Genomic DNA, 21,973 nt, shown 5'->3' on the forward strand with positions numbered 1-21,973 from the left:
GCGCGGTGGGGCGCCTGAACAGCGCCCTGGCTGAGCAGAACAAGGAGACCGTGGCGCTCGCGCAGTGGCTTCGCAAGCTGCGCGAGCGCTCCGGCCTCACCTACAGCCAGATGGCGCAGAAGACCACCGAACTCGCGCTGCCCGTCTCCATCGCCACCCTCTCCCGAGCCGACGAGGGCCGCACGGTCCCCACCTGGCCGGTCACCGAGGCCTACACCCGAGCATGCGGCGGGTCGGTACGCACTGCGGAGCGGCTGTGGCTGCGTGCCGACGCCAACCGGCCCGGCCGCAGGAAGCGGAGGACGGGCGCGGTGACCGTGCCCACCTCGGGCCAGGCCCTGCGGTACATCACGCAGCGCTGCGAGCTGCACTTCGCGATGAAGCGGCTGCGGCTGCACGCCGGGAGCCCGTCCCTACGGGAGCTGGAGGCCCGGGCCGTGCGCGACGGGGTCAGCCGGTTGCCGAAGAGCACCGTGCACGGGGTGCTCGCGGGCGAGCGGGACTGCACGGAGAGGATTCTCGTCGAGTTCGTGCGGGCCTGCGGGGTCGCACCAGAGGAGGAGGCCGAGTGGGTTGAGGCGCTGCGGCGCGTCAACGACTACGAGCGCAACGGCGGTACGCCACTGTCCGTCGAGCGGCGGCTCGCCGAAGCCGAGGCGGAGATCCTGCGGCTGAAAGAGTCGATCGGCCGCGGCCTGGGCGAGCCCCTGGTCCGGGAGCCGGTCACGGCCGTGGACACCCCGGTCCCGGTCCGGCGCTGGCGCTCGCGCCCGCCAGCCGTGCCCCAGCAAGCCCGGCCCCCGCAGCGGCCGGTCGAACGGACCCCGTAGAAGGAGGTTGACGGGTGTGGTGCGGCCGCCGTCGGCCGCACCACACGCCGACGCGGGCATGAGATCCGGGTCTCGCCCGGGGGCTCCGTCGGCTCTCCCGCTCCCTCATCGGCCGCGGCGAACGAGGACCTTGAGCACCTCCCGGGCGTCGCGACGGCGGGTGTCGCTGCGGGCCACGACCGCGGTGATGGCGGCGGCGGAAACGGCGAGGGCGTACCAGCTGGCGCTCGCCGAGGTGATGAGGGCGGCGTGCTGGAGCACCGTGGACGACCCGAGGGTCCAGCCGCTGACAGCAGTGATCGGACCGCGCCAACAGTGGCAACGCGTGGACGGCGCGTCCGGCGCGATAGGTGACGTCCCGCAGGTGCAGGAAGCGCCGATCCACCTCACGACGGCGAGAACTCGTGGGCGTGCGCGCCCGAGACGACCAGGACGTTGTCCGCGCTGTGGCCGATCGACAGGAGTAGCAGCGGCTAGCCGGCGCGGGAGGCGCCGAGGGTTCGCACTCGGCAGAGGTCCGGATGCCGGGCGGCAAGCTGGTGCACCCTGTCGGAGAGCTCCTCCAGTGTGGGATAGCCGTCGGGGAGCAGCACCGCCCTGCCCGCACCGGTCGAAGCATCGGTCAACACCGCGGTTTCTCCTCTGGGTGTCTGTCTTGGTGTCCGCGCCAAGGGGCGGCCGCCAGCACAGGCCACAAACCGAAGGTGCGGCCCGGACGGTCGAACCGTCTGGGCCGCACCCTTGGATGAGCGTCAGCGAGGGGGACCGTAGCGGAGATCCACGAAAGCACCCGCCAGTCCACCGAGCGCGACAGCGGGTATGACCGCCGCCCAAAGCTGGCCGTCCATCGCGCCTGAGACCGCCACCAGGACGATCACGACCGACGCGACCACCCAGGCCTGCGGCGATCGCGGCAGCAGCGGGACGGGCTTTCCGGCCCTTCTCCGGCGGGCCCACTTCACAGCGAGCAGAATCCCCGCCACCGCAAGAGGTGGTACCAGCACATGCGCGGATGTCCCCATAGCGTTCGCCCTTCTGGACTGCTAGTTGCAGTACCCGCCACTGTACTCGTACGGCAGGAATGTCGGTATCTTGATTTCCACGCACTGGCCGTCAGTCACGGCGTTCCAGGCAACACGCGAAATGTTCGCGGAGTTCAGAATCCCGTACACGTCGAACGGCGGCGGGGCCGCCGCGAAGACGGCTACCAGGAATCCGGAGTCCGCCGCCACGTGGCCGGTCCCGTTCTTGTCGAAGTACACGGTCCCGGTGACCCAGCCCCAGGTCCACTTCGGGTCCGCGACGACGGGGAAGGCCGTGTTCTTGTCGGTCTCGATGGACTGGACCAGGGTGTTGCCTTCCAGACGGTAGCTGGTGTGCAAGGACTTGCCGGTGGCGTCCTTGGCCCAGGGAGCGTCGATGTGGCCCATCGAGAAGGCGGCGCCGGCTTCGCCCTTCTGCACGATGTCGTAGCCGCCGTCGGCCGGAACAAGACGGGTGTTGATGGGCAGCCCGAGGTCGAAGCGCTGCTCGGTGGAGGCGCTGGAGTCCTTCAGCGTGACGAGGGCGCGAGCGCCGCCGTCGGTGGTGGCCTGGACCGCCAGGTCGGTACCCCGAGCCGCGCCCGGGTAGACGGTGGTGCCCTCGGCCGTGGTGACGCCAGCAGCGCCGTTCGTGGCCGGCAGCGCCAGCGTCACGGTGCTGCCGTTCGCGGCGGTGACCGCGACGTTCCCCGTGGCCGTGGTCGGCGCCGTCACGACAACGTTGCCGCCGGGCTTGGAGACCTGGGCCGTGGCGCCCCCCGCGCCGGTGGTGCTGCGGGCGATGTCTGCGGTTCCGGTGGCTCGCTGGACGACGTCGGCCGCGCGGGACGCCTGGCCGGTTACCCCGGCCTGCGGCGCCGCCTGGGCGCCTGTGGCACCCACCATGCCTGCGAGCGCGAGTGCGAATGCCGTGGCGCTGATAACAGCCACGGAACGGCGTGTACGCATTGAGATGTAACCCCCTCTTGGCCGCGAAAGATCTGAGGCCCCCTGCCTCAAGTGCGGCTGATGTGATTCGAACGTACACGCCTATCGAGAGATTGGCACGAATTTTCGGATACGAATACAGAGAATATCCCGGACGGGATATTTCCGGATCGCCAGACTTTAGGGGACGCTTCAATTCCGGATGATCCTGCGAGTTCGGAGGAAGGGCATCAGGGTGATGCGCCAGATCGGGCCGCGGGCGGTGGAGAGGCTGGCCTGTCCGAAGCCGCGGGGTGAGTCTGGCCTTGGTCGGCGCAGCACCCGGCCGGGCGCTCGCCCTCGAGGTTGCGCGGAGCTGTGGTCAATCGGAGCCGAACGCGGTTCCGGGCGGCCACGCCTCGGTGACGCTCGGCTCCGCACCCGAAGCGCACCCGCTGGGTGAGGGTGAGAAGCCGAAGGCCGGTTCTGAGGCCAAGGCCTCCGGGCTGCCGGTCACGATCGCGCCGCTGGTCGGCTCGTCGGCCGCGGGGCAGACGATCCAGGTCGAGATGGCCGACGCCAAGGCCTCGGCGAGTGCCGGGATCCCCGGTGTGGCGGTGACCCTCACCCGCCCTGGCTCGGGTGATGACGCACCTGTGCGACTGGGTGTCGACGCTTCCAGCGGGTCGCCAAGGCGAGGCGGAGATCCTGGCGCTGAAGGAGTCGATGGGCCGCGACCTGGTCGAGCCCTCGGTGCGGGAGCCGGTCACGGCCGTGGACATCCCGGTCCCGGTCCGGCGGTGGCGGTCACGTCCGCCGGCGGTGCCGCAGCAGGCTCGGCCCCCGCAGCGGCCAGCCGAGCGAACCCCGTAGAAGGAGGTTGACGGGTGTGGTGCGGTCATGTCGGCCGCACCACATGCTGACGCGGGAAGGGATCCGGGTCCTGCCCGGGGAGCGGACCGATCCCCGGGCAGGACCCTCTGTTCGGCCGGCTGCGGAGCGCGGTCGGCCGACCGGTTCCAGGAGAGCATCCTGGGCACCAAGACGAACAACGGCCGCCTGGCGGTCGCGCGCGGCCTGCGGCGGGCGCCTGTTTACGTGAGCCAGGGCTCCGCCGGGACTCCTGCTCCGTCACCGACTGCGGCGAACGAGGACCTTGAGCACCTCCCGGGCGTCGCGGCGGCGGTCGGCGGTGCGGGCCACGACCGCAGTGATGGCGGCGGCGGAGACGGCGAGGGCGTACCAGCTGGCGCTCGCCGCAGTGATGAGGGCGGCGTGCTGGAGCACGGTGGACATCGGGGTTGCTCTGGTGGGTCGAGGCCGGACGAGGTCGCGGTCCGGCGGTAGCGGAAGTGGTGGCCCGGGTGGAGGCCGACCGGGGGCCCGCCGGACGAGGGGCGGCGGGCCGATCCGGAATCAGTGGCTGGCGAGTTGTTCGATCTGAGTGGCGAGACGGGGGCCGGGACGTCCCGCGACGCCGTCGATGACGGGTGCGTCGCCGGGGCCGGCACGGACCACCAGGCGCTCGACCTCCGGAGCCAGCTGCTCGGTGGGCTCGGCGTTCTCGGGGCTGGTCCATGGCACCAGGTGGGCGGGCAGGGCGCGCATGTAGCCGGCCATGTCCGGCACACCTGGCGGAATCGTGCCGGCGCTGGCGGGCAGGTCGAAGAAGGACTGCGCTTCCTGGAACCAGCGGATGGCCTGGCGCAGTTCGCCTCGCTGCAGGTGGAGCAGGTAGATGAAGGTGGCCGAGAGCTGGTCGCCGGCACCGGCCGCCATGCCCCACCAGAAGGCGGCAGAGGTGGGGTGTCCCGCCAGGTACAGCAGGCAGCCGAAGATCTGGAAGCCGGCGATCTCGGCGTCGATCTCGCTGACGTCGATCGAGTGCTGCAGCTGGGGGGGCCGGTCGTTGACCTCGTCCTGCTCGGCGAGTTCGACGACCATGGCCAGGGCCTCGTCGGTGAGAACGGAGCGGACCAGGGAATCCAGGCCCAATCGGGCGCGCGAGTGGTGGGCCCACCAGGCGGGCTGCTCATACTCGCCGCGCCGGTGGGCCGCCAGGTCGTGGGCGATGCGCCGGATGACCCGGGGGTAGTCATCCGTGGTCTTGCGCTGGGTGCGGGAGCGGGCGAGGAGCTGCTCGACCCGCTCGGGGGCCAGCGGGTCGATGGGGTCGGGGGTCGTCACTGGCGTCCTCCTCTGGCGCGGTTCTGGTGGTCCTCGAAGAGCCGGAGCGGGGCCAGGTCGTCGTGCAGGAGCTGCTTGGCCCGGCGCAGGTTCCGGTCGACGGTGGCCGGGTGGACGTTGAGGATCAAGGCAGCGAGCTTGCTGGTGAACCTCATCACCTGCTTGATCATGACGGCGGCGAACTCGCCGCGGGTCAGCGGCTTCATGGCTTCGTGGACGGCTCCGAGCTCGCTGTAGGGATCGTGCAGGAGCGCGAACATGTCCTCGATCAGCCGCCGCGCGGTGTCCAGGTCCCGCTGCAGGCGCGGGTCGCGCCCCATGCGGTAGGCCCTCCCCAGCACGGCCGCCCCCAGCACCTCCCAGATCTCGTCCTCGGCGTTGCGCGAGGAGAGGATCTGCTGCCAATGGGCGCCGAGGTAGACGGTGACCTCGTGAATGACCTCCTCGGCCGCCAGCTCCGACTGGAGGACCTCCTCAGCGAAGCGCAGCATCTCCGGGCGCTGGCCGAGGACGTAGCCCTCGAACTCGACGCCGACCACGGCGTCGACCACGTCGGTGGTGACCTCCAGGTCGAAGGGGTCAGGAAGGGCCGACACCGCGTCGGCCGCGGCGTCCCACAGCGGCGCGTCGTCCGCGCCGGTCACCCCCGGGGAGTCCTCGCTCAACGCCCCTCCCCGCTGTGCGGCGGGTGGCCGACGCGCGACTTCGCGCCCCCCGCACACTGCCGGGGGCCACCGGCGTCGAGCGTGAGCCGAAGGTGCCGAAGCCGGTAGTGCGTACTGCTGTCCATGTGCTCGTTTCCGGTCGGATTGCGGCGCTCCCTGCCTCGCTGGAGCCGCCTTTCGGCTCGCTTCCAGCTAACCGGCGCGGCCCCCGGATTCACGCACGAGGTCCGAACGGATTTCACTAAGAGATCATCCATGGTTGCTTGACGTAGCCGAAACCCGCAGCCCACGGCGTCCCCGATGGCCGCGAGCTCGACATATGCCAACAACCCGGTTGATATGATCAATAACTCACCGTAGTCAGAGTGGCGCAGATCACACAAGCTGCCCACGGTGAACGGGTTTGACTTGCCGTCAGGCACCAAGGCTCAACCGCCGCGAACGCTGGCAGAAACGGTCAGCCTGCCCCGGGCACGCGAATCCTGGGGCCACCAGCCCGTCGGCATCCGCCAGCCTTTCCCGGACTCTCCCAGGTATGCCGCGATGATCCGCCACCCGCCATTGTGAGCAGCAAGGGGGACCGAGATCATCTGAGCGCCAACCGGCTGGAGGTTCCCGCGGTAAGGAACTGGTGGGCGCCGCGCAGCCTGGTGCGCAGCCTGCTCTGGGTGGTTCGGCTGTCGAGGCGGACGTCGAGCGCGCCAGGTTGCGCGCTGTGGGCCCGTAGGCCGGCCGGGAGCTGGGTGGCGTTGAGTCCGTCGCGCTGGGCGATGAGGACGCCGAGTTGATGGCGGCTTACGGCGTCGGGTCCGGCCAGGTGGTGGACGCCGGAGAGGTCGCGGGAGGCAACCTCGAGGAGGGCGGCGGCCAGGTCGGTGACGTGCACGGGGCAGCGGATGTCGTCGGTGAACAGGGCGCCGCTGCGGGTGCCGGCGGCGAGGTCGTGCACCAGGGCGACGTGCTGGGAACGGCGGTCGCCGATGATCAGCGACGTGCGGGCGACGACGGCGCCGGGGTGGACGAGGCGGACCCCGGTCTCGGCCGCGGCCTTCGCCGCGCCGTACGGGGTGATGGGGTCAGGGAGGCTGGATTCGTCGTAGTGGACGTGCGTGCCGGAGAACACCGCGTCACTGGAGACGTGGACCAGGTGGCTACCGTGCCGTGCGGTGGCCATCGCCACACGGACAGGGCCTTCGGCGGTGACCGCCCAGTCGGCCCCGCCGCTCGCCGCGTTGACGACCACGCGGGGCTTTACCTCGGCCACGAGGGCCTCGATGCGGTCGGGGTCCCGCAGATCGAGGGCGTGCCAGGCGACTTGGGGGATGTTGCTGGGCCTTGTGGCGAAGGTCGCGGCCACCGGATGGCCTGCCGATGCCGCCTGGCGGATCAGCTCGGTGCCCAGGAATCCGCTACCGCCGATGATCAGGACTGTCACGCCATGACGGTAAAGCAGAAGCAGGTCCAACTCCGCCGAGGCCTGCCCGACTTCGCCAAGACGGAAACGACAGTGTGCTCGCCTGGCGGCCGCACGGTGCAGCGCAAACGGCCCCCGGCCGGGAGCAAATCCCTGCTGGGGGCCGCCGCGCTGGTGCTGTCAGGCCGCTTCGGTGTTCTCCCGCAGGGCCCGCTGGTAGCCGTAGGCGAGGTAGTCGGCCCAGACCTGGGCGGCGTCGCCGTCGGGGCACAGCCGGTCGAGGGCGACCAGCCCGGCCATGATCGCAGCGCACATCTCGTGCTGGGTCTGACGGGTGGTGGCGGTGACCGGGCCGTCGGTCCCCCACCCCTTGGAGCGCCGGTACAGCTCCCCGGCTTCGCAGGCCTCCTCGGCGACCTTGGTGACCAGCAGGAGCTCCAGCACGTGGTCGGGGGCGCCGCTGCGCCGTTCGTCGCGCCGGCGCAGTTCGCGGATCTGCTGGAAGAGGTCGTTCACGGTCTTCTCCCTCCGTGGTTCGGACTGGTGGCTGCCTGGCCCGGGGGCTGGGTCAGGCGGTGGGGGTTCGGGTGGGGCGGCCCAGCTGGTGGACCGTCCAGCCGGCGGCCAGCCAGGGGCCGGCGTCCAGGGCGTTGCGGACGTCGACCACGGTGCGGGTCGTCACGTGTTCGGCGGCGTCGGCGGGCAGCTTCGGGTCGGTGGTGAAGGCGGGCCACTCGGTGGCGATGACCACCAGGTCGGCTTCGTGGGTGGCGTCCAGGGCGCTGTTGGCGAAGGCGAGGTGGGGGTGGGTGCGGCGGGCGTTGTCCTGGGCCTCGGGGTCGAAGAGGCGCACGGTGCCGCCGAGCTGGTGGAGCCGGTCGGCCAGGCGCAGTGCGGGGCTGTCGCGGACGTCGGAGGTGCCGGCCTTGAACGCACCGCCCAGGAAGGCGATGGTGCGGCCGCGGACGTCGCTGTTCAGGGCCTGGGTGATGAGGGCGACGGCGGCGTGCTGGCGGCCGCGGTTGACGGCCTGGACGGCGTCGAGCAGGCCGGCCGCCCCGGCGGCGCCCATCTCGCCGGCGGCGTAGGCGAAGGCGGCGATGTCCTTGGGCAGGCAGCCGCCGCCGTACCCGAGGCCCGGGCGCATGCCGGCGTGGCCGATGCGCTTGTCGATGCCCATCACGTGGGCGACGTCGTCCACGTTGGCGCCGGTCAGGTCGCAGACCTCGGCGACGGCGTTGATGTAGCTGATCTTGGCGGCGAGGTAGGAGTTGGCGGCGGCCTTGGCGACCTCGGCGGTCTGCGGGTCGGTGACGACCATCTCGATGTCGCCGCGGGCCATGATCGGCGCATACACCTCCTCGATCGCCGCCCGCGCCGCCGCCGTGGTGAGGCCGACGAGGATCCGGTCGGGGAACAGGGAGTCCTGGACGGCGTGGCCCTCGCGCAGGAACTCGGGGTTCCACACCAGCTCCACCCCTGCCACCTTGGCATGGGCGGTGACGATGCGCTGCAGGGTGGCGACGGTGCCCACGGTGACGGTGGACTTGCCGACGATGGTGGCCGGTCGGTCGATCAGCGGGACCAGGGTCTCGATGGCGCTGATGACCTGGGTGGCGTCGTAGCCGCGGCCGTCCTCGCGTAGCGGGGTGCCGGTGGCGATGAAATGCAGGTCGTCGAAGGCGGCGGCCTCGCCGGGGTCGGTGGTGAAGCGCAGTCGGCCGGTCGGGACGTGGCGGGCGAGCAGGTCGTCCAGGCCGGCCTCGTAGAACCAGGACTTGCCGGTGTTGAGGACGGCGCACTTGTCGGGGTCGATCTCGACGCCGATCACCTCGTGGCCGAGTTCGGCCATCGCGGCGGCGTGGGACGCTCCGAGGTGGCCGCAGCCGATCACTGAGACATGCATGTTGATCAAAGTCCTTGATTGGGTGGGCATTTGGGGTGCGGCCCGGGGTTCCGGGCCGCACCCCCGGAACGCTATCGGGTGATCGGTCCGTCACTGACCGCGTTCGGGACGGTGATGCCGGCCAGCTCGCACAGCCGCCCCAGCGCCTTGATGGCGCCCTGGCGCACGATCACGTCCTCGTCCCGGGCACCCTCGATCGGGTACTCCTTGAAGACGCTGTTCTCCTCCAGCCCCTCCGGGTCGACGTAGAAGACGCGCATGCCGCGCTCACGGGCGCGCGCCTGGACCGCGCGCCGGTCGGCGTGCAGGCCGATGACCAGCAGCGCCTTCGCCCGCGGGTCGAAGGTCACCGGTGGGATCTTCTGGTCGTAGCGGCGCAAGAACAGCTCGGGCAGGCCTGGCGGGCGGACAGGACGTCGAAGTTGTGGGTCAGCACCGGCCCGACCAACAGCCCGGCGTCGGAGAGCGCTTTGAGGGCGCGGTGGGCGTAGGTCGGCTCGGCCAGGAAGCAGGCGCGGAACATCGCCACCAGGTCGGGGGCTTTGAGGTCGGCTCCGAGCACCATCTCCTGCACCAGCGAGTCGGCCGCGGGCGAGAGGGTGAAGGCGTGGGACTGGGTGAACTCGTTGCTGCGGCGCTGGGTGACCCGGTACACCTCGTGCAGGAAATGCAGCGGCGGGATGCCGGCCTCGATGCTGGTGCCGCAGCCGACCTCGACCATGAACGGCCCCGTCTCCAGCAGACCCGCCAGGTCCGGGGCGATCGTCGGGTTGCCGCGCCGCTCCTTGACCCGCATCCCGCCGGCCAGCACGTCCCAGGGCAGGTTGCGGACCGTGCGGTGCAGCTCGTGGCCGTCACTGGTGAACACCACCTCCAGTGAACGGAAGCCGTCGGGGGTGGGGCGGCCGGCGCGCAGGTCCTGCGGGTGCTCGTCGAACTCAGCGAGTTGCAGCACCAGGTCGCCCTTCTGCCAGCCGCCCTGCGGCAGCTGGCGCCAGCGCCCCTCGGCCAGCCACGTCTCCAGGTCGCAGCGGTAGTCGGCGATCTCGCCGGCCGGGGCGAGGTGGGAGACCATCAGGTACAGGTTGTCCAGCGTCAGTCGCGGCTCGGGGAACACGTAGTTCAGCCCGTAGCGCAGGTTGTAGTGGACGATGCGGCGCCGGCCGTGGGTGTCCTTCGACCAGCCGGACTGCTCGGCGTTGGCGGGCTCCTGGGTGCGGCGCCAGATGCCCTCCTCGACGCTTCGCGGCCGCTCGTGCCGGTCGCCGGCGAAGTGCTTCTCCCAGACCTCCACCTGCGGGGGGGTCAGCTGCTCAATGACGGGGTGCGGGAAGAACATGGAACCCTCCAGGTTCACGAAGACGTGGCGGGGGCGCGGGAAGAGGGGTGGTGTCCACGGCACCGTTCCCTCCATCGGGTCCCAGGCGGGCGGACCGGTATCCCGCCCAGGCCGCGCAGGCATGCGGGCATGACGGGGAAGCCGGTTGCGCCGGCAGGGGAACAAGGAATGTGCACCCACCGCAGGAGCTGCGATAGGACTAGGACTATGCTCACCCGGCCCTGACATGCCGTCAATAGTCCTAGTCCTATATGGTCCTGCTGTGACGCCTGCGAGCCAAGGAGGAACCAGATGACCGCCCCCGCCTACCGGCAGGTCGCCGCCGAGCTACGCGCCGCCATCGAACGGGGCGACTACCCCGAGGGCAGCGTGCTGCCGAAACTGGAGGAGATCGCCCAGCAGTACGGCATCGCCAAGCAGACCGCCCGCGAAGCCATCGGCGAACTGGAGAACGAGGGCCTGGTCGAACCGGTACGCCGCCGCGGCACCGTGGTCCGCCCCGCACCCAACCGACAGCACCTGGTCCGCGCCCGCCAGGTCTTCCGCGACGAGCGCGGCTACTACTTCGACCCCACCGCCCAGCCCTGGATCGCGCTCGAGCAGCCCACCATCTCCTTCGGGGCCGCCCCGCGCCACATCGCCCCGCTGCTCGCCGTCCACCCCGGCGACGACGTCCTCATCCGCGACCGACTCATCGGCCACCCCGACACCCGCCAGCCCACCCAGCTCGCCACCAGCTACCTGCCCGCCACGCTCGCCCGCGGCACCCGCCTCGCCGAAGCCGACACCGGCCCCGGCGGCATCTACGACCTGCTCGAGCAGATGGGCCACGGCCCGCTGCAGTGGAGCGAGAGCATCAGCGCCGCCATGCCCACCCCCCGCGAAGCCGAACGCCTCACCCTGCCCCGCGGCGTCCCGCTGCTGCGCATCACCCGCACCACCACCAGCCCAGCGGGCACAGTGCTCGAGGTCAACGACACCCGCATGTCCGCCGAAGCCTTCGAGATCGGCTACACCCTCACCCGCCACCCCAACGCCACACCGGCCACGTAGACGATTCGACGGCCGGCTCTCCGCCGGCCGCCGCTAACTCAACCCAACCGAGTTACACCGTTCACTGACCTATCCGCGCAGGTTGCCCTTCGCGTCCACAAGGTGGCCAGCTCTCCACCGAGCTTCCGGAGGATCTCGGCCAGCTGTTTCCCGCCGAAGGCGTGCCCCTGGGGCGTGGCCGACGGGGTCACAGGTCGCTCAGGTGCTCGCGGAAGATGGCTTCGAGTCCGGCGACGGTGTGCTCGGCCAGGATCTCGTCGGGCAGTGCCGCCTCCATGCCGGCCCTGGTGTTGAAATCGACCTGGCCGTTCGCGGGCACGAGTTCCTGGCTCAGCCAGGCGGCGAACTCGGCAGCGGCGCCAGCGGTCGCGTTGCGCAGGGACAAGAGCGGAAACGGAAACGGTCATGCAGTTCCCCGATGAGCCGATCTATACCGGGCTCGCCCGTCGGTGGCATGCAGCCGGCCGAACCACACCTGGCCGACCGGACCCAGTCTGGGTGAGCTTCCCCCGCTGCACGGGAGGCGTTGATTACCTGGTCAGGACGGGTGTGGGTGGTTCGACGGTCACCGGTTCGGCCGTCGCCTGGTCGGCGTAGAACTTCGCCTCGTACTCGTCGGGGCTGAGCCAGCCCAGGCGCTTCTGGATGCGGCGGGTGTTGTACCAGCCGTCGATGACCCTGTTGCCCAATTGGGTGAACCCTTCGCGATCTCGCACTTGGATGTGTGCTGGACGGAAAGATCGCTCTTCAGCGGTCTGATCCAGGGTGCGTCGTTCGGCCGCGGAACGGGGTGGAGTGGTGTCGATGGGGTCGAGGCCAGGGGTAGAGGTCCCGCAGGTGACACGGCAGGTGGCCCTCGCTGCCTTCCCCAAAGGCTGTCTGGCGATGAGGGTCCGGGACGAGCTCGGCCCGCTATTCGAAGACGAGGAGTTCAGGTCCGCCTTCGGTGTCCGAGGCCGTCCTGGTGTCTCGCCGGGACAGTTGGCGTTGGTCTGCGTCCTGCAGTTCGCTGAGAACCTGACCGACCGCCAGGCCGCGCACGCCACACGCGCAAGGATCGACTGGAAGTATCTCCTCGGCGTCGAGCTGTCGGACCCGGGGTTCGACTTCACCGTGCTGACCGGGTTCCGCGACCGGATCCTGGCGTACGGGTTGGAGGAGAAGGTCCTGGACCTGCTACTGCAGCGACTGATGGAGCTGGGACTGGTCGCCCCTGGCGGTCGACAGCGCACCGACTCCACGCATGTCCTGGCCGCAGTACGGGACTTGAACCGTTTGGAGTTCGTTGGAGAGACACTGCGGGCGGCTTTGGAGGCGATCGCGGTCGCCGCGCCGGCGTGGCTGAGGACGTGGATGGACCCGTCCTGGCAGCAACGCTATCGGGCGCGGGTGGACGCCTACCGATTGCCCAGCGCCCAGGACGAGCGGGACGAGCTGGCGCGACAGATCGCCACCGACGGATACCGACTGCTCGAAACGGTCTTCACACCCACGGCGCCGCGCTGGCTGCGGGACGTCCCCGCCGTCGCCGTCCTGCGGACGGTGTGGATGCAGCAGTTCAGCCGCACGGTGACCGACGGAGCCCAGGAGGTGGCCTGGCGGGGGAAAGGCGATTGCCCGCCCAGCAGTGCCAGGATCACCTCCCCCTATGACGTCGACTCCCGCTATGCCATGAAGCGCGGGTCCGGCTGGGACGGCTACAAGGTCCACCTCAGCGAGACCTGCGACGACCCCGGTGAGGTCGGGCGCCCGCACATGATCACCCACGTTCTCACCACCGATGCCACGGTCCACGACGCGGTGGTCGTCGAGCAGATCCACGATCGCCTCGACGACAAAGGCCTGCTGCCGTCCGAGCACCTTCTGGACTCCGGCTACGTCTCCGCCGAACTGCTGCTGACCTCACCGGTTGAACGCGGTGTCGAAGTCATTGGTCCGGTGAGACCGAACAGCACACGCCAGGCCGTCCAGGCCGCCGGCTACGGCAAAACGTCCTTCAGCATCGACTGGGACGCGCGGCAGGCGACCTGCCCGAACGGCGCCAACAGCAGGTACTGGACCGAGGGTTACGACAACAACGGTCGTCCGGCCGTCCGGATCCGCTTCGCCACCCAGACATGCGCGCCGTGTCCGGTCCGCGACCAGTGCACCCGCTCGACCCAGTACGGCCGACAGCTCACCGTCCGCCCCCAGGACCAAGACGTCCTCCTCGAACGCGTCCGGGCCGAACAGGCCACCGAGGACTGGAAGGGCCGCTACGCGGCCCGCGCAGGAGTGGAAGGAACCATTCACCAGGCCGTCGCTACCACCGGAGCCCGCCGCACCCGCTACACCAGCCTGGCGAAGACGCACCTGGCCCACATCTTCATGGCCACCGCCATCAACCTGATCCGACTCGACGCCTGGTGGAACGGAAGTCCACTCGCACCGACGCGCACTTCCCATCTCGCAGCCCTCGACCTCGCCGCGTGAGATCAATTGGGCAACAGGGTCCGTCGATGTAGGCGAACAGGGCCAGGTCGGCGTCAGTGCGGGTCTCGAAGGTCGTGCGACGCACGCACTCGGTCTTCAGCACGCTCCAGAAGTTCTCGGCGAGGGCGTTGTCGAACGAGTCCCCCACGCTTCCCATGCTCGGCTCGATTCCCGCCTTCAGCAGTCGAGTTGTGAGCTTGATGGACGTGTATTGACACCCATGGTCGCTGTGATGGACCAGTTGGCCGGGTTCGACGGGGCGGCCGTGCAGGGCGTACTCCAGCGCGGTGAGCACGAGGTCGGCGTCCGCCCGCTCGGAGGTGTGCCAGCCCACGATCCGGCGGGAGAAGGCGTCGCGGATCGTGGCCAGCCACCACGGTCCCTCGCCGGTGGGGATCAGCGAGATGTCGGCGACCCACAGCCGGTTCGGCGCGACGGCGGTGAAGTCGCGCTGGACCAGGTCCGGGGCGAGATCCGCCGCCGGGTCGCGGCGGGTGAAGGAGCGGGGCCGGCGCGGGCTGACGCCCTGGATGCCGGCCTGGCGCATGAGGCGTTCGACCCGCTTTCGGCCGACCCGGGTGCCCTCGCGCCGCAGGACGGCGTGGACGCGCGGGGAGCCGTACGTCTCGTCGGAGTCGGCGTGGATGCGGCGGATGTGCTCGGTGAGCTCGGCGTCGTGGCGCTTGCGCTCGCACGGCTCCGCCACGTCGCGGCGCCAGCGGTAGTAGGTGGAGGCGGGGATGTGCAGTTCCCGGAGGACGGGCTCGGCCCCGAAGCGGTCCTGGTGCTCGTCGATGAGCTTCAGTACCGTCGCCGGGTCGGGTCGAGCTCCTGGGCGAAAAAAGCCGAGGCGGCCTTGAGGATCTCGCAGGACCGGCGGAGCTCGGCGTTCTCCTTCCGCAGAGCGGCCAGCTCCTCCTTCTCCGCGGTGGTCAGCCGGTCGTCCCGCTCGCCCCGGTCCGCCTCGTCCTGGCGGATCCAGTTGCGCAGCGCTTCGTGGTGCACGCCCAGGTCGCGGGCCATCTTGCGGATCACGGGCTTCGGGTCGGCGGTGCGGTACATCTCCACCGCACGCCGTCGCAACTCGGGCGGGTACTTCATCGGTGCGGCCATGGCAGAGGCTCCCTTCTCATGGCCAATCAGGCCATCTCCGGCAACCTTCCGCACGTCGGGGGAACCTCAGTGGCGACGCTGATCGGCCGCAAGTTCCACGTGTCCTACAGCGTCTCGGGAGCCACCCGCCTGATGCAGCGACTCGGCTTCACCCCGCAGGTCCCAACGCGGCGTGCCGCGGAACGCGACGAGCAGGCAGTCGCCGCGTGGATGGAGGTGACCTGGGCGGAGGTAAAAGCGCCCGGGCGGCCTGCGACGGATGGCTCTGCTTCGAGGATGAAGCCGGGTTCACCCGCAGACCGCCCAAGGCACGCACGTGGGGACGCCGTGGCATCACCCCGGTCGTGAGGGTGGGCGGCCGGGGCTCCGGACGGGTCTCGGTCGCCGGGCTGATCGCGATGCGGCCGGGCTCGCGGACCCGGCTCTGTCACCGGCTGCGGTGCCATACCGGGCGCAAGGGCGAACGCCGCAGCCTGTCCGAGCGCGACTACATCGGGCTGATAGACGGGGTCCACCAGCTGGTCAAGGCGCCGATCGTGCTGGTGTGGGACCGGTTGAACACCCATGTCTCCCATGCCATGCGCGACTTGATCAACGCGCGGGACTGGCTGACGGTGTTCATCCTGCCCGCATACGCACCCGAGCTGAACGCGGTCGAGTACCTATGGGCCCACGTCAAACGCAGCCTGGCGAACCTCGCCAGCGTCGCTCCGGAGCGACTCGCCGCGCTCGTCCGCAACCGCCTCAAACAGCTTCAGTACCGCTCCGACGTCCTCGACGGCTTCCTCGCCGGGACCGGACTCTCCCTCGACCTCCCACCGCCATCACCTTGAAGCGCCGAAGTCAGTAGCCGCACTGTGCCGCAGGTCGTGCAGGGTCCAGTTCGCACCGAGCGGCTGGTTGGCACGGGTGAAGACCATCCGGGCCGCGTCGTACTCCAGCGGGCGGAAGGGCCGTCGCAGCGTCCACCACAGCGGCTCCGACGGGTGCTTGGGGAGCATGCCACGCAGTTCTTGCTGGTAGAGCCGCAGCCACACGAATGCGTCGGCGGAGGCGGGAAGGTGCTGCAGGACCTGGCTGCCCTTGCGGAGCACGCCGATCGTCTGGTCCCCGGGCGAGACCAGGCCCTGCAGGACGCCGAGCAGTTCAGAGGCGCGGGCGCCGGTGGAGATGTAGAACGCGATCAGGGCCCTGTCCCGGTTGTACTTCAACCCGGCGAACAGGTCGTTGAACGCCTGGTCAGGAATGATCCTCGGGGTGGGCTTGGGCTCCTTCGGCTGATAGGTGCCCCGGCGTGAGGGCCGCCGGAACGGCTGCATCGGGTTGTGATGCGCATTCAGACTCCCCTCGTCAACAGCCCCACCCTGCGGGAACGGGTTGATCAGCGGCCGGCCGTGGGTCTCGCGGTGGTACTCGTAAAACGACCGGATCACCGCGCGAGCGTGCCGCCTAGTCCGAACGGCATAGTTCTCGCCGGGCGCGGCCTTCCCCGTGACCGGATTCACCGAACCCGGGGCGGGCGCATCGGGCCGGCGCTGCCGCGGCGGCTTCTTCGTGGTCTTCAGCCACAGCGCGAAGTCACGGGCCTCGACCCGGCTCGCCAGATCCCAGGGAACGTCCACGGCGCGTAGGAACCGGACCCACGCCAACAGCTCATAGGCATAGGACCGCAACGACGTCGGACTCGCGTCGTCGGCGAGCATGTGGTGCAGGAACTCACTGACCGCCGCCACCTCGGTGCCATCAGCGTCTACGATCCGGAACGGCCGCAGCGGGTCATCGCTCTTCTCGACGCGGCCGACCCTCGCCACCTTCAACGCCGCCACGTCCCGGACCGTCGTGCTCTGCTCTGGCATCCATACCTCCACGGGCCGACCTACTCGACGACACGCGATGAAACCAGATCCACCACCACACGCGCAGTCACCGCCACCCGCCAGCGGTAGCCCTAACCCCCCTGTCGTCACTATGAGTTGACCTGGAGGGGAGCCCAAACTAGTTCGGTCAACGGGACGTGCTCGTGGATGCACGAGGTTCCGAATGCGCGAGCGCAGGTGCCGAGCGAGAGTTTGCGCTTCTCGAAGTGGGCGAGGAAGGCGTCCCACTCCTCGCTCGTCGGGGTTCGGTATTCCTCGCTGGGGCGGAGCGTTCGCCGGCGCGCGATGAACGCTCGATGGGCCTCGATGGCGTCGGCCGGATAGATGGCTAATGGTGGAGTCGGGTATTGGAACTGTCCGAATGGGTCGGTCAGGGGCGCCCGTGGCAGGCGTGGTTGAGGGGCTGGCTTCTGGCCGTCACGGGGCTGTGGCGTAATCGAATGAGACAAAACAGGGCGGTCCTCTCCCAATCACAAGGTCGTGTGGCGGGGCGGTGGGTCCTCGATGATGGCTGCGATGCCGTCGAGGAGTGGCTTGAGGCCGAACTCGAACAGCGCGTCCAAGTCGAGGTCGTAGCCGTTTTTGAGGCTGCCGGTGACCCTGGCGAACACGGGGTACTGGGTTGCCGCGGTGATCGCCTGGAGAGCGGGAGTCTGATGGTCCATCCACTGGTCCTCGGACAGGCCGGTGGCGGCCTCGGCCTGGGCCTCCCGCTCCAGGTGGACGGCGATGCCCTGAACGTAGCTGTAGAGCAGGACGTGCAGGTCGAGCATGGTCGTCGGATCGAGGCCGTGGCCGTCGAGGGCGGCAAGCGCCCACTCAGCGTGGACCATCAGGGCGGGCAGCATCAGGGGGCGGGTCAGCGTGCCAACCTGCGCGAGCCAGGGGTGCCTGCGGTAGATCCCCCACAGGGTGCGTGCCCCGAACTCCAGGCGCACCCGCCAGCCCGTCGGCGGCTCGACTGGATAGACCTCCTCGCCGAAGACTGCATCCGCCATCAGAAGAACCAGATCGTCCTTGCTGTTGACGTACCGGTACGGGGACATGGCGGCGACGCCGAGCCGGGCCGCGACGCTGCGCATGGAGAGCGCGGCCAGCCCTTCGCCGTCGGCGATGTCGATGGAGGTGCGGATGATCCGTTCCCGGGTCAGTTCGTGATCGGCGGTGGCCGCAGGCTTGTGCCTCGACGGGGGCCGATCACCTGACGACGGCGCACGGTTCCCGGTGGCCACCACTGTGCCGACCCGGGGGCGGGCTTCGACCAGCCCTTCCAGACGCAGTGCGGTGAGGGCCTTGGTGGCGGTGGCGAGCGCGACTCCCCATTCCCGTGCGATCTGACGGGTGGAGGGCACACGATCGCCCGGGGCGAGTGTGCCGTTGGCGATGCGCCGCCCGATCTCGTCGGCGATGCGCCGGAACGGCGGATCGGATGCCGAGGCCATCTTGTCGACTCCTTGAAATTCTTTCGGTGCCCGCCAAATCTGTACTAGATCAGACCTTACCAGCGCGGAGTGCCGAAACGGGCCCACTGTCCTAGGACACGAACCCAAAATAGCAGTTGGAAGCCACGCGTGTACGGCGTACATTCAGGGTGCGTACAGCGTATTAAGGAGCTTCCACATGAAGACTGTGCTCATCTCTGGCGCCGGTATCGCGGGGTCCGCGCTCGCGCACTGGCTGCGCCAACACGGCTTCGCCCCGACAGTGGTGGAACACGCGCCGGGCCCCCGCAGTGGCGGACAGGCCGTCGATATCCGCGGCGCCGCACTCGACGTCGTCGAGCGAATGGGCCTCCTGGACCGGGCCCGAGCCCACCGCACCAGGATGCGCGGCATGTCAGTGCTGGACGGTGATGGCAAGGAGATCCACCGATCAACCGAGACGACGTTCAGCAGCGGCCGGCTGGACAGCGACGACATCGAGCTGCTGCGCGAAGACCTGGTACGCATACTTCACGAACGGGCGAGCAGCAAAGCCGAGTTCGTGTTCGGGGACAGCGTCACCGCACTCGACCAGGACGAGGACGGCATACGGGTCGCCTTCGAGCACGGCCACCCGCGCACCTTCGACCTGGTCGTGGGAGCCGACGGCCTGCACTCGGCCGTGCGGCGACTGGCCTTCGGGCCGGAAGAGCAGTTCGCCCGCCACCTGGGCATGCATCTGGCGATCTTCAGTGCGGACAACTTCCTGGCCCTGGAGGACTGGCAACTGTGGCTCAGGGACGGCGAGGCCGGCTACGGCATCTATCCGGTGCGCGACAACAGCGAGCTGAGGATCACGTTCGGCTTCGCAGCTGAGCCGCTTTCCGCCGGCCAGCGCAATGCCGAACAGCAGAAGAAGCTCGTCGCCGGGCGGATGGCGGCCCTGCGCTGGGAGACGCCCCGGCTGCTGAAGGCCATGCGGAATGCGCCCGACTTCTACTTCGACGCCATGATGCAGATCCGCATGGACCGCTGGTCGCAGGGCAGGGCGGTCCTACTCGGTGACGCGGCCTACTGCGCGTCTCCTCTGTCAGGCCAAGGGACCAGCCTGGCCCTCGTGGGCGCCTACGTACTGGCCGACGCCCTCGGCCGGGCGGGGGGTGACCATCGCACAGCCTTCGCCTCCTATGAGGGGCGAATGCGGTCGTTCGTCGAGCTCAACCAGGCACTGGCCACCGAAAATCCCGGTGGTCCGGCCGCCGAAGCCTCGGTCGAGCGAGCCAAAAACGCGATCGCACTCGATGGCTAACTGACCAAGGCTCAGCCGCCAGCCGTTCGTCGGTGGCGGTGCGCTGGCCCGGTTGTCACCGGGCCAGGTCTAGCCGGTTGGCCGTGTCCAGCGCGGACCGACCCCTTCCTGCTGGTGGAGGCGACTCCAGTCGATCCAGGCTAGGGCCTCTCGGCCATCAGGGCCCCGTGACGCCTCCAGCTGCCCGCGCAGCCGGTCCAGCTCGTCGGTGACCGCCTGGTCCTCGGCCACACCCGCGCGGCGGCCTGGCCCTCGACGAGACGCGACGCGGGCAGCGGCTTGGGTCAGCTCAGGGTGCCGTTCACGGCTTCGAAGAGCCCCTCGAACCGGGCGAGCGTCGTCTCGCTCAGGCTCTGCATAAAGGTGCTCCGCTGTCGGAGAAGAACCTCAGCGGGACGCCCGTGTTCGGTGAACGGTTGTCCGGTGGCGCGACCGATACGGGCGATGATCCGGTCCGCCCCGTTGAGATCGGCGACCTTCAGACTGGTACCGAAGGCGGTGTTGTAGAGCTTGAGGTAGTCGCCCGGGCTGAAGAGGTCCTCAATGTCGCTGGGATCGATGCCGCTGAACGTGTCGGTCAGCAGAAGTCGCTTCTTGGACAGGAGGCCGCGGTCGGCCAGGTTCTTCAGTTTGGTGACACCGGACGGGCTGCCGTCGATGAGAACGGTGACCTGGAGGGCGCGGCCGACCAAGGCGACGAAGGCGGGGATGTTGGTCGCGCCGCCGGCCGGAAGCACCCGCCAGCGGGGGTCGAGATGGGCGCGGCCGATCTCCTTGAGGTGGTCGCTGAACAGCGTGAGGTAGGTGAAGTCGCTGGTGCCCTCGACCAGGAGGTTGTCGGGTCCGACGAACAGGTTCTGGGCGATGTCGTAACCGAGGGCTGCTTCGAGGGGAAAGAGGGAGTCTCCGGCCACGGCGAGGGCTTCGTCGGTGACGACGGCTCCGGTCGCCGGTCCTCGGTCTTCCACGATGCGCACCCGGTCCAGGTGGGCGACGTCCACCATGAAGGGGGAGTGCGTGGTGTAGACGACCTGGGCGTGCGGGGCGAGGCGTTCCTCGATGAAGCGAAGGAAGTCGGCCTGGGCTTTCCCGTGGAGGGTCAGTGCGGGCTCGTCGAGGAGGACGACCACGCCGTGCGGGTAGTCCTCGAACTCGGAGAAGGCGGCCAGGAAGCTGAAGAACCACTGAAAGCCACTGGAGCGCTGGCCGAAGTTGTTGGTGAAGCCGTGCCTGCGGTCCTTGACCCGGACGTCCAGATAGCGGGCGACCGCGGCCTGACCGTTGGGGGTGTTCTGGGTGGTCTTGTCGATGTCGATCTCGACCGACAGATCCGGGTTCTGGGTCCAGTACTCGAAGACTTCCTCCGAGAGCTGGTTGCTGACCGCCTCCAGCTCGGCCTTGCGTTCCTCGAAGTTTTCCTCGGTCAGCGCGCCCGTATTGGTATCCGCGAGCCGCAGGAGGGCACGCGCGGTCTGCAGAGCCGTGGCACCGGGCTCCTCGCCGCCCCCCAGCGCTTGAAGATCAATGCGTCCGGGCAGCGTCTGGTACTCACCGAAGTAGAAGAACTTAGGCAGACGCGCCCGCAGAATCCCGACGACACGGTGCCAGGTGCTTCCCGCCTCAGCGAGACGGGTCCGTGCAGCCGAGGCGACGCTCTGGACCTGCTCAGCGGTGAACGAGCCGTCCTCCGGTTCAGTCAGGGACTCCGCCTGTTCGGCGAGGTCGTCGAGGCACTCGTTGCTGGCCAGGACGGTGCGCAGCGCATCGGGAGCTCCGGTGTCCTTGAGTACGTTGACGCAGGCGGCACTTCCGTCCAGATCAACTGTGACGCTCGCCCGCTTTTTGTAGGACAGGCTCATCTGGAAAGAGCGGCTGGTGACGACACCCGGTCCGAGCTCGTCCTCCACCGCTTTGAGGTCCTCATCGCTCAGCTCGAACACGCAGGTGATCGGCTTGACCTCGTCGAGGTCGGACGCCTTCCGGTCCTTGATCAACCGCCACCGGGGGTAGTCCTTCGAGACCTCGAACACATCTCTCGGGTAGACCGGGTTGAAGCGGTAGAGCGCTGACAGTAGCGCGGTCTTCCCGCTCTCGTTCTTGCCGACCAGGCAGGTGACGTCAGGCTGGATGGACACCTTCCCGCTGTCGACGATGTTGCGGAAGAGGCGCGCATGGACGTGTGTGAGCTGCATCACGCAAGTGTGGCGAATTGTCCGATCTACGACTAGTGGTTTTGCCATACCAATGCCTGTCCGCAGGTTCCGAGTCGTGGCCGAGGGCTTGCGCCTTTCCTGAACCCGGCAATTTCGCCGCTGATAGTCCGTGCGACCGCTGGCTCTGCCAGTAGCGGGGCGCTCTCCTGGGCGGCCTTCCACTGGCTCTTACTGGTGCTGCGCAGGTTCGGCGGTGGGCCGCTGACCTGCTAATATTCTTCTCGT

22 protein-coding genes and 2 pseudogenes are annotated in these 21,973 nt (G+C 69.2%); 5 read left to right on the plus strand and 19 right to left on the minus strand.

The genetic code is table 11. The features are described 5' to 3' along the window. Positions 1–5: 5 nt before the first annotated feature. A complete protein-coding gene (locus BOQ63_RS01625; protein ID WP_072653173.1) occupies positions 6–830 on the plus strand; it encodes a helix-turn-helix domain-containing protein in 825 nt (274 codons plus the stop codon). 105 nt (positions 831–935) lie between these two features. Here BOQ63_RS01625 and BOQ63_RS01630 read toward each other — a convergent pair whose 3' ends face one another. The 11 genes from BOQ63_RS01630 to BOQ63_RS01680 all read right to left on the minus strand — a co-directional run bounded on the left by BOQ63_RS01630 (position 936) and on the right by BOQ63_RS01680 (position 10,353). Next, positions 936–1,091: a hypothetical protein gene (locus BOQ63_RS01630; protein ID WP_167395626.1), complete on the minus strand. Its 156-nt coding sequence runs from the start codon at positions 1,089–1,091 to the stop codon at positions 936–938. 212 nt (positions 1,092–1,303) lie between these two features. Next, the gene (locus BOQ63_RS01635) at positions 1,304–1,456 is read right to left on the minus strand and encodes a hypothetical protein (protein WP_167395627.1); all 153 of its coding nucleotides are present in this window, start codon (positions 1,454–1,456) and stop codon (positions 1,304–1,306) included. A gap of 417 nt (positions 1,457–1,873) precedes the next feature. Continuing rightward, positions 1,874–2,758 (minus strand): hypothetical protein, encoded by an 885-nt coding sequence (locus BOQ63_RS01640; protein ID WP_072653174.1) that lies wholly within the window; start codon positions 2,756–2,758, stop codon positions 1,874–1,876. A 1,152-nt stretch (positions 2,759–3,910) separates the two neighbouring features. Next, on the minus strand, positions 3,911–4,075 hold the full coding sequence (locus BOQ63_RS01645) for a hypothetical protein (RefSeq protein ID WP_167395628.1): 165 nt from the start codon (positions 4,073–4,075) through the stop codon (positions 3,911–3,913). A 120-nt stretch (positions 4,076–4,195) separates the two neighbouring features. Next, a complete protein-coding gene (locus BOQ63_RS01650; RefSeq protein WP_072653177.1) occupies positions 4,196–4,966 on the minus strand; it encodes a hypothetical protein in 771 nt (256 codons plus the stop codon). Then, positions 4,963–5,631 (minus strand): sigma-70 RNA polymerase sigma factor region 4 domain-containing protein, encoded by a 669-nt coding sequence (locus BOQ63_RS01655; RefSeq protein ID WP_143174591.1) that lies wholly within the window; start codon positions 5,629–5,631, stop codon positions 4,963–4,965. Before BOQ63_RS01655 ends, BOQ63_RS01650 begins: the two co-directional genes overlap by 4 nt. A gap of 586 nt (positions 5,632–6,217) precedes the next feature. Next, positions 6,218–7,066: an SDR family oxidoreductase gene (locus BOQ63_RS01660; protein WP_072653179.1), complete on the minus strand. Its 849-nt coding sequence runs from the start codon at positions 7,064–7,066 to the stop codon at positions 6,218–6,220. 159 nt (positions 7,067–7,225) lie between these two features. After that, entirely contained in the window at positions 7,226–7,561 is a 336-nt protein-coding gene (locus BOQ63_RS01665; RefSeq protein WP_072653180.1) for a hypothetical protein, read from the minus strand. A 52-nt stretch (positions 7,562–7,613) separates the two neighbouring features. Continuing rightward, positions 7,614–8,951 (minus strand): UDP-glucose dehydrogenase family protein, encoded by a 1,338-nt coding sequence (locus BOQ63_RS01670; protein ID WP_072653181.1) that lies wholly within the window; start codon positions 8,949–8,951, stop codon positions 7,614–7,616. A 71-nt stretch (positions 8,952–9,022) separates the two neighbouring features. Then, entirely contained in the window at positions 9,023–9,301 is a 279-nt protein-coding gene (locus BOQ63_RS01675; protein WP_465398239.1) for a hypothetical protein, read from the minus strand. Then, positions 9,298–10,353, minus strand: coding sequence for a hypothetical protein (locus tag BOQ63_RS01680; protein WP_499503298.1), 1,056 nt, complete (start codon positions 10,351–10,353; stop codon positions 9,298–9,300). Before BOQ63_RS01680 ends, BOQ63_RS01675 begins: the two co-directional genes overlap by 4 nt. Before the next feature lie 228 nt (positions 10,354–10,581). Here BOQ63_RS01680 and BOQ63_RS01685 point away from each other — a divergent pair, with 228 nt between their 5' ends. Continuing rightward, positions 10,582–11,343 carry a GntR family transcriptional regulator gene (locus BOQ63_RS01685; protein ID WP_072653182.1) on the plus strand — a complete coding sequence of 254 codons (762 nt, stop codon included), beginning with the start codon at positions 10,582–10,584 and terminating at the stop codon, positions 11,341–11,343. 187 nt (positions 11,344–11,530) lie between these two features. Here BOQ63_RS01685 and BOQ63_RS01690 read toward each other — a convergent pair whose 3' ends face one another. Both BOQ63_RS01690 and BOQ63_RS01695 read right to left on the minus strand, forming a co-directional pair. Further along, positions 11,531–11,728 (minus strand): hypothetical protein, encoded by a 198-nt coding sequence (locus BOQ63_RS01690; protein WP_072653183.1) that lies wholly within the window; start codon positions 11,726–11,728, stop codon positions 11,531–11,533. Between the two features lie 145 nt (positions 11,729–11,873). Beyond that, entirely contained in the window at positions 11,874–12,032 is a 159-nt protein-coding gene (locus BOQ63_RS01695) for a hypothetical protein (RefSeq protein ID WP_167395629.1), read from the minus strand. Between the two features lie 109 nt (positions 12,033–12,141). On the opposite strand from BOQ63_RS01695, the gene BOQ63_RS01700 reads away from it, so the two are divergent. Then, positions 12,142–13,815 carry an IS1182 family transposase gene (locus tag BOQ63_RS01700; protein WP_072653816.1) on the plus strand — a complete coding sequence of 558 codons (1,674 nt, stop codon included), beginning with the start codon at positions 12,142–12,144 and terminating at the stop codon, positions 13,813–13,815. Here BOQ63_RS01700 and BOQ63_RS01705 read toward each other — a convergent pair. Beyond that, the gene (locus BOQ63_RS01705) at positions 13,724–14,686 is read right to left on the minus strand and encodes an IS3 family transposase (protein WP_499503646.1); all 963 of its coding nucleotides are present in this window, start codon (positions 14,684–14,686) and stop codon (positions 13,724–13,726) included. The two genes, BOQ63_RS01700 and BOQ63_RS01705, sit on opposite strands and share 92 nt — an antisense overlap. Continuing rightward, positions 14,617–14,928 carry a transposase gene (locus tag BOQ63_RS01710; RefSeq protein ID WP_030558521.1) on the minus strand — a complete coding sequence of 104 codons (312 nt, stop codon included), beginning with the start codon at positions 14,926–14,928 and terminating at the stop codon, positions 14,617–14,619. Before BOQ63_RS01710 ends, BOQ63_RS01705 begins: the two co-directional genes overlap by 70 nt. A gap of 69 nt (positions 14,929–14,997) precedes the next feature. Here BOQ63_RS01710 and BOQ63_RS01715 point away from each other — a divergent pair. Next, positions 14,998–15,761 (plus strand): annotated as a pseudogene (locus BOQ63_RS01715) (IS630 family transposase); the annotation flags it as partial. On the opposite strand, the gene BOQ63_RS01720 reads toward BOQ63_RS01715, so the two are convergent. The 3 genes and pseudogenes from BOQ63_RS01720 to BOQ63_RS01730 all read right to left on the minus strand — a co-directional run bounded on the left by BOQ63_RS01720 (position 15,753) and on the right by BOQ63_RS01730 (position 18,247). Next, a complete protein-coding gene (locus BOQ63_RS01720; RefSeq protein ID WP_072653184.1) occupies positions 15,753–16,784 on the minus strand; it encodes a tyrosine-type recombinase/integrase in 1,032 nt (343 codons plus the stop codon). The pseudogene BOQ63_RS01715 and the gene BOQ63_RS01720 overlap by 9 nt on opposite strands. Before the next feature lie 158 nt (positions 16,785–16,942). Beyond that, positions 16,943–17,134, minus strand: a pseudogene (locus tag BOQ63_RS01725) (hypothetical protein); the annotation flags it as partial. Positions 17,135–17,275: 141 nt separating this feature from the next. Beyond that, a complete protein-coding gene (locus BOQ63_RS01730; protein ID WP_072653185.1) occupies positions 17,276–18,247 on the minus strand; it encodes a TetR/AcrR family transcriptional regulator C-terminal domain-containing protein in 972 nt (323 codons plus the stop codon). Between the two features lie 178 nt (positions 18,248–18,425). On the opposite strand from BOQ63_RS01730, the gene BOQ63_RS01735 reads away from it, so the two are divergent. Next, positions 18,426–19,535: an FAD-dependent monooxygenase gene (locus BOQ63_RS01735; RefSeq protein ID WP_072653186.1), complete on the plus strand. Its 1,110-nt coding sequence runs from the start codon at positions 18,426–18,428 to the stop codon at positions 19,533–19,535. A gap of 284 nt (positions 19,536–19,819) precedes the next feature. Here the strand turns inward: BOQ63_RS01735 and BOQ63_RS01740 are convergent, their stop codons facing one another. After that, entirely contained in the window at positions 19,820–21,727 is a 1,908-nt protein-coding gene (locus BOQ63_RS01740; protein ID WP_072653187.1) for an AAA family ATPase, read from the minus strand. Between the last annotated feature and the right edge of the window lie 246 nt (positions 21,728–21,973).

Source organism: Streptomyces viridifaciens, assembly GCF_001888885.2.
Taxonomy (GTDB): Bacteria; Actinomycetota; Actinomycetes; order Streptomycetales; family Streptomycetaceae; genus Kitasatospora; species Kitasatospora aureofaciens.

Excerpts from the sequence above, each read along its gene's own strand:
- BOQ63_RS01640 (WP_072653174.1), bottom strand. The coding sequence starts at position 2,758 with ATGGTGGGTGCCACAGGCGCCCAGGCGGCGCCGCAGGCCGGGGTAACC.
- BOQ63_RS01645 (WP_167395628.1), bottom strand. The coding sequence starts at position 4,075 with ATGTCCACCGTGCTCCAGCACGCCGCCCTCATCACTGCGGCGAGCGCC.
- BOQ63_RS01670 (WP_072653181.1), bottom strand. The coding sequence starts at position 8,951 with ATGCATGTCTCAGTGATCGGCTGCGGCCACCTCGGAGCGTCCCACGCC.
- BOQ63_RS01685 (WP_072653182.1), top strand. The coding sequence starts at position 10,582 with ATGACCGCCCCCGCCTACCGGCAGGTCGCCGCCGAGCTACGCGCCGCC.
- BOQ63_RS01710 (WP_030558521.1), bottom strand. The coding sequence starts at position 14,928 with ATGGCCGCACCGATGAAGTACCCGCCCGAGTTGCGACGGCGTGCGGTG.
- BOQ63_RS01720 (WP_072653184.1), bottom strand. The coding sequence starts at position 16,784 with ATGCCAGAGCAGAGCACGACGGTCCGGGACGTGGCGGCGTTGAAGGTG.
- BOQ63_RS01730 (WP_072653185.1), bottom strand. The coding sequence starts at position 18,247 with ATGGCCTCGGCATCCGATCCGCCGTTCCGGCGCATCGCCGACGAGATC.
- BOQ63_RS01735 (WP_072653186.1), top strand. The coding sequence starts at position 18,426 with ATGAAGACTGTGCTCATCTCTGGCGCCGGTATCGCGGGGTCCGCGCTC.
- BOQ63_RS01740 (WP_072653187.1), bottom strand. The coding sequence starts at position 21,727 with ATGCAGCTCACACACGTCCATGCGCGCCTCTTCCGCAACATCGTCGAC.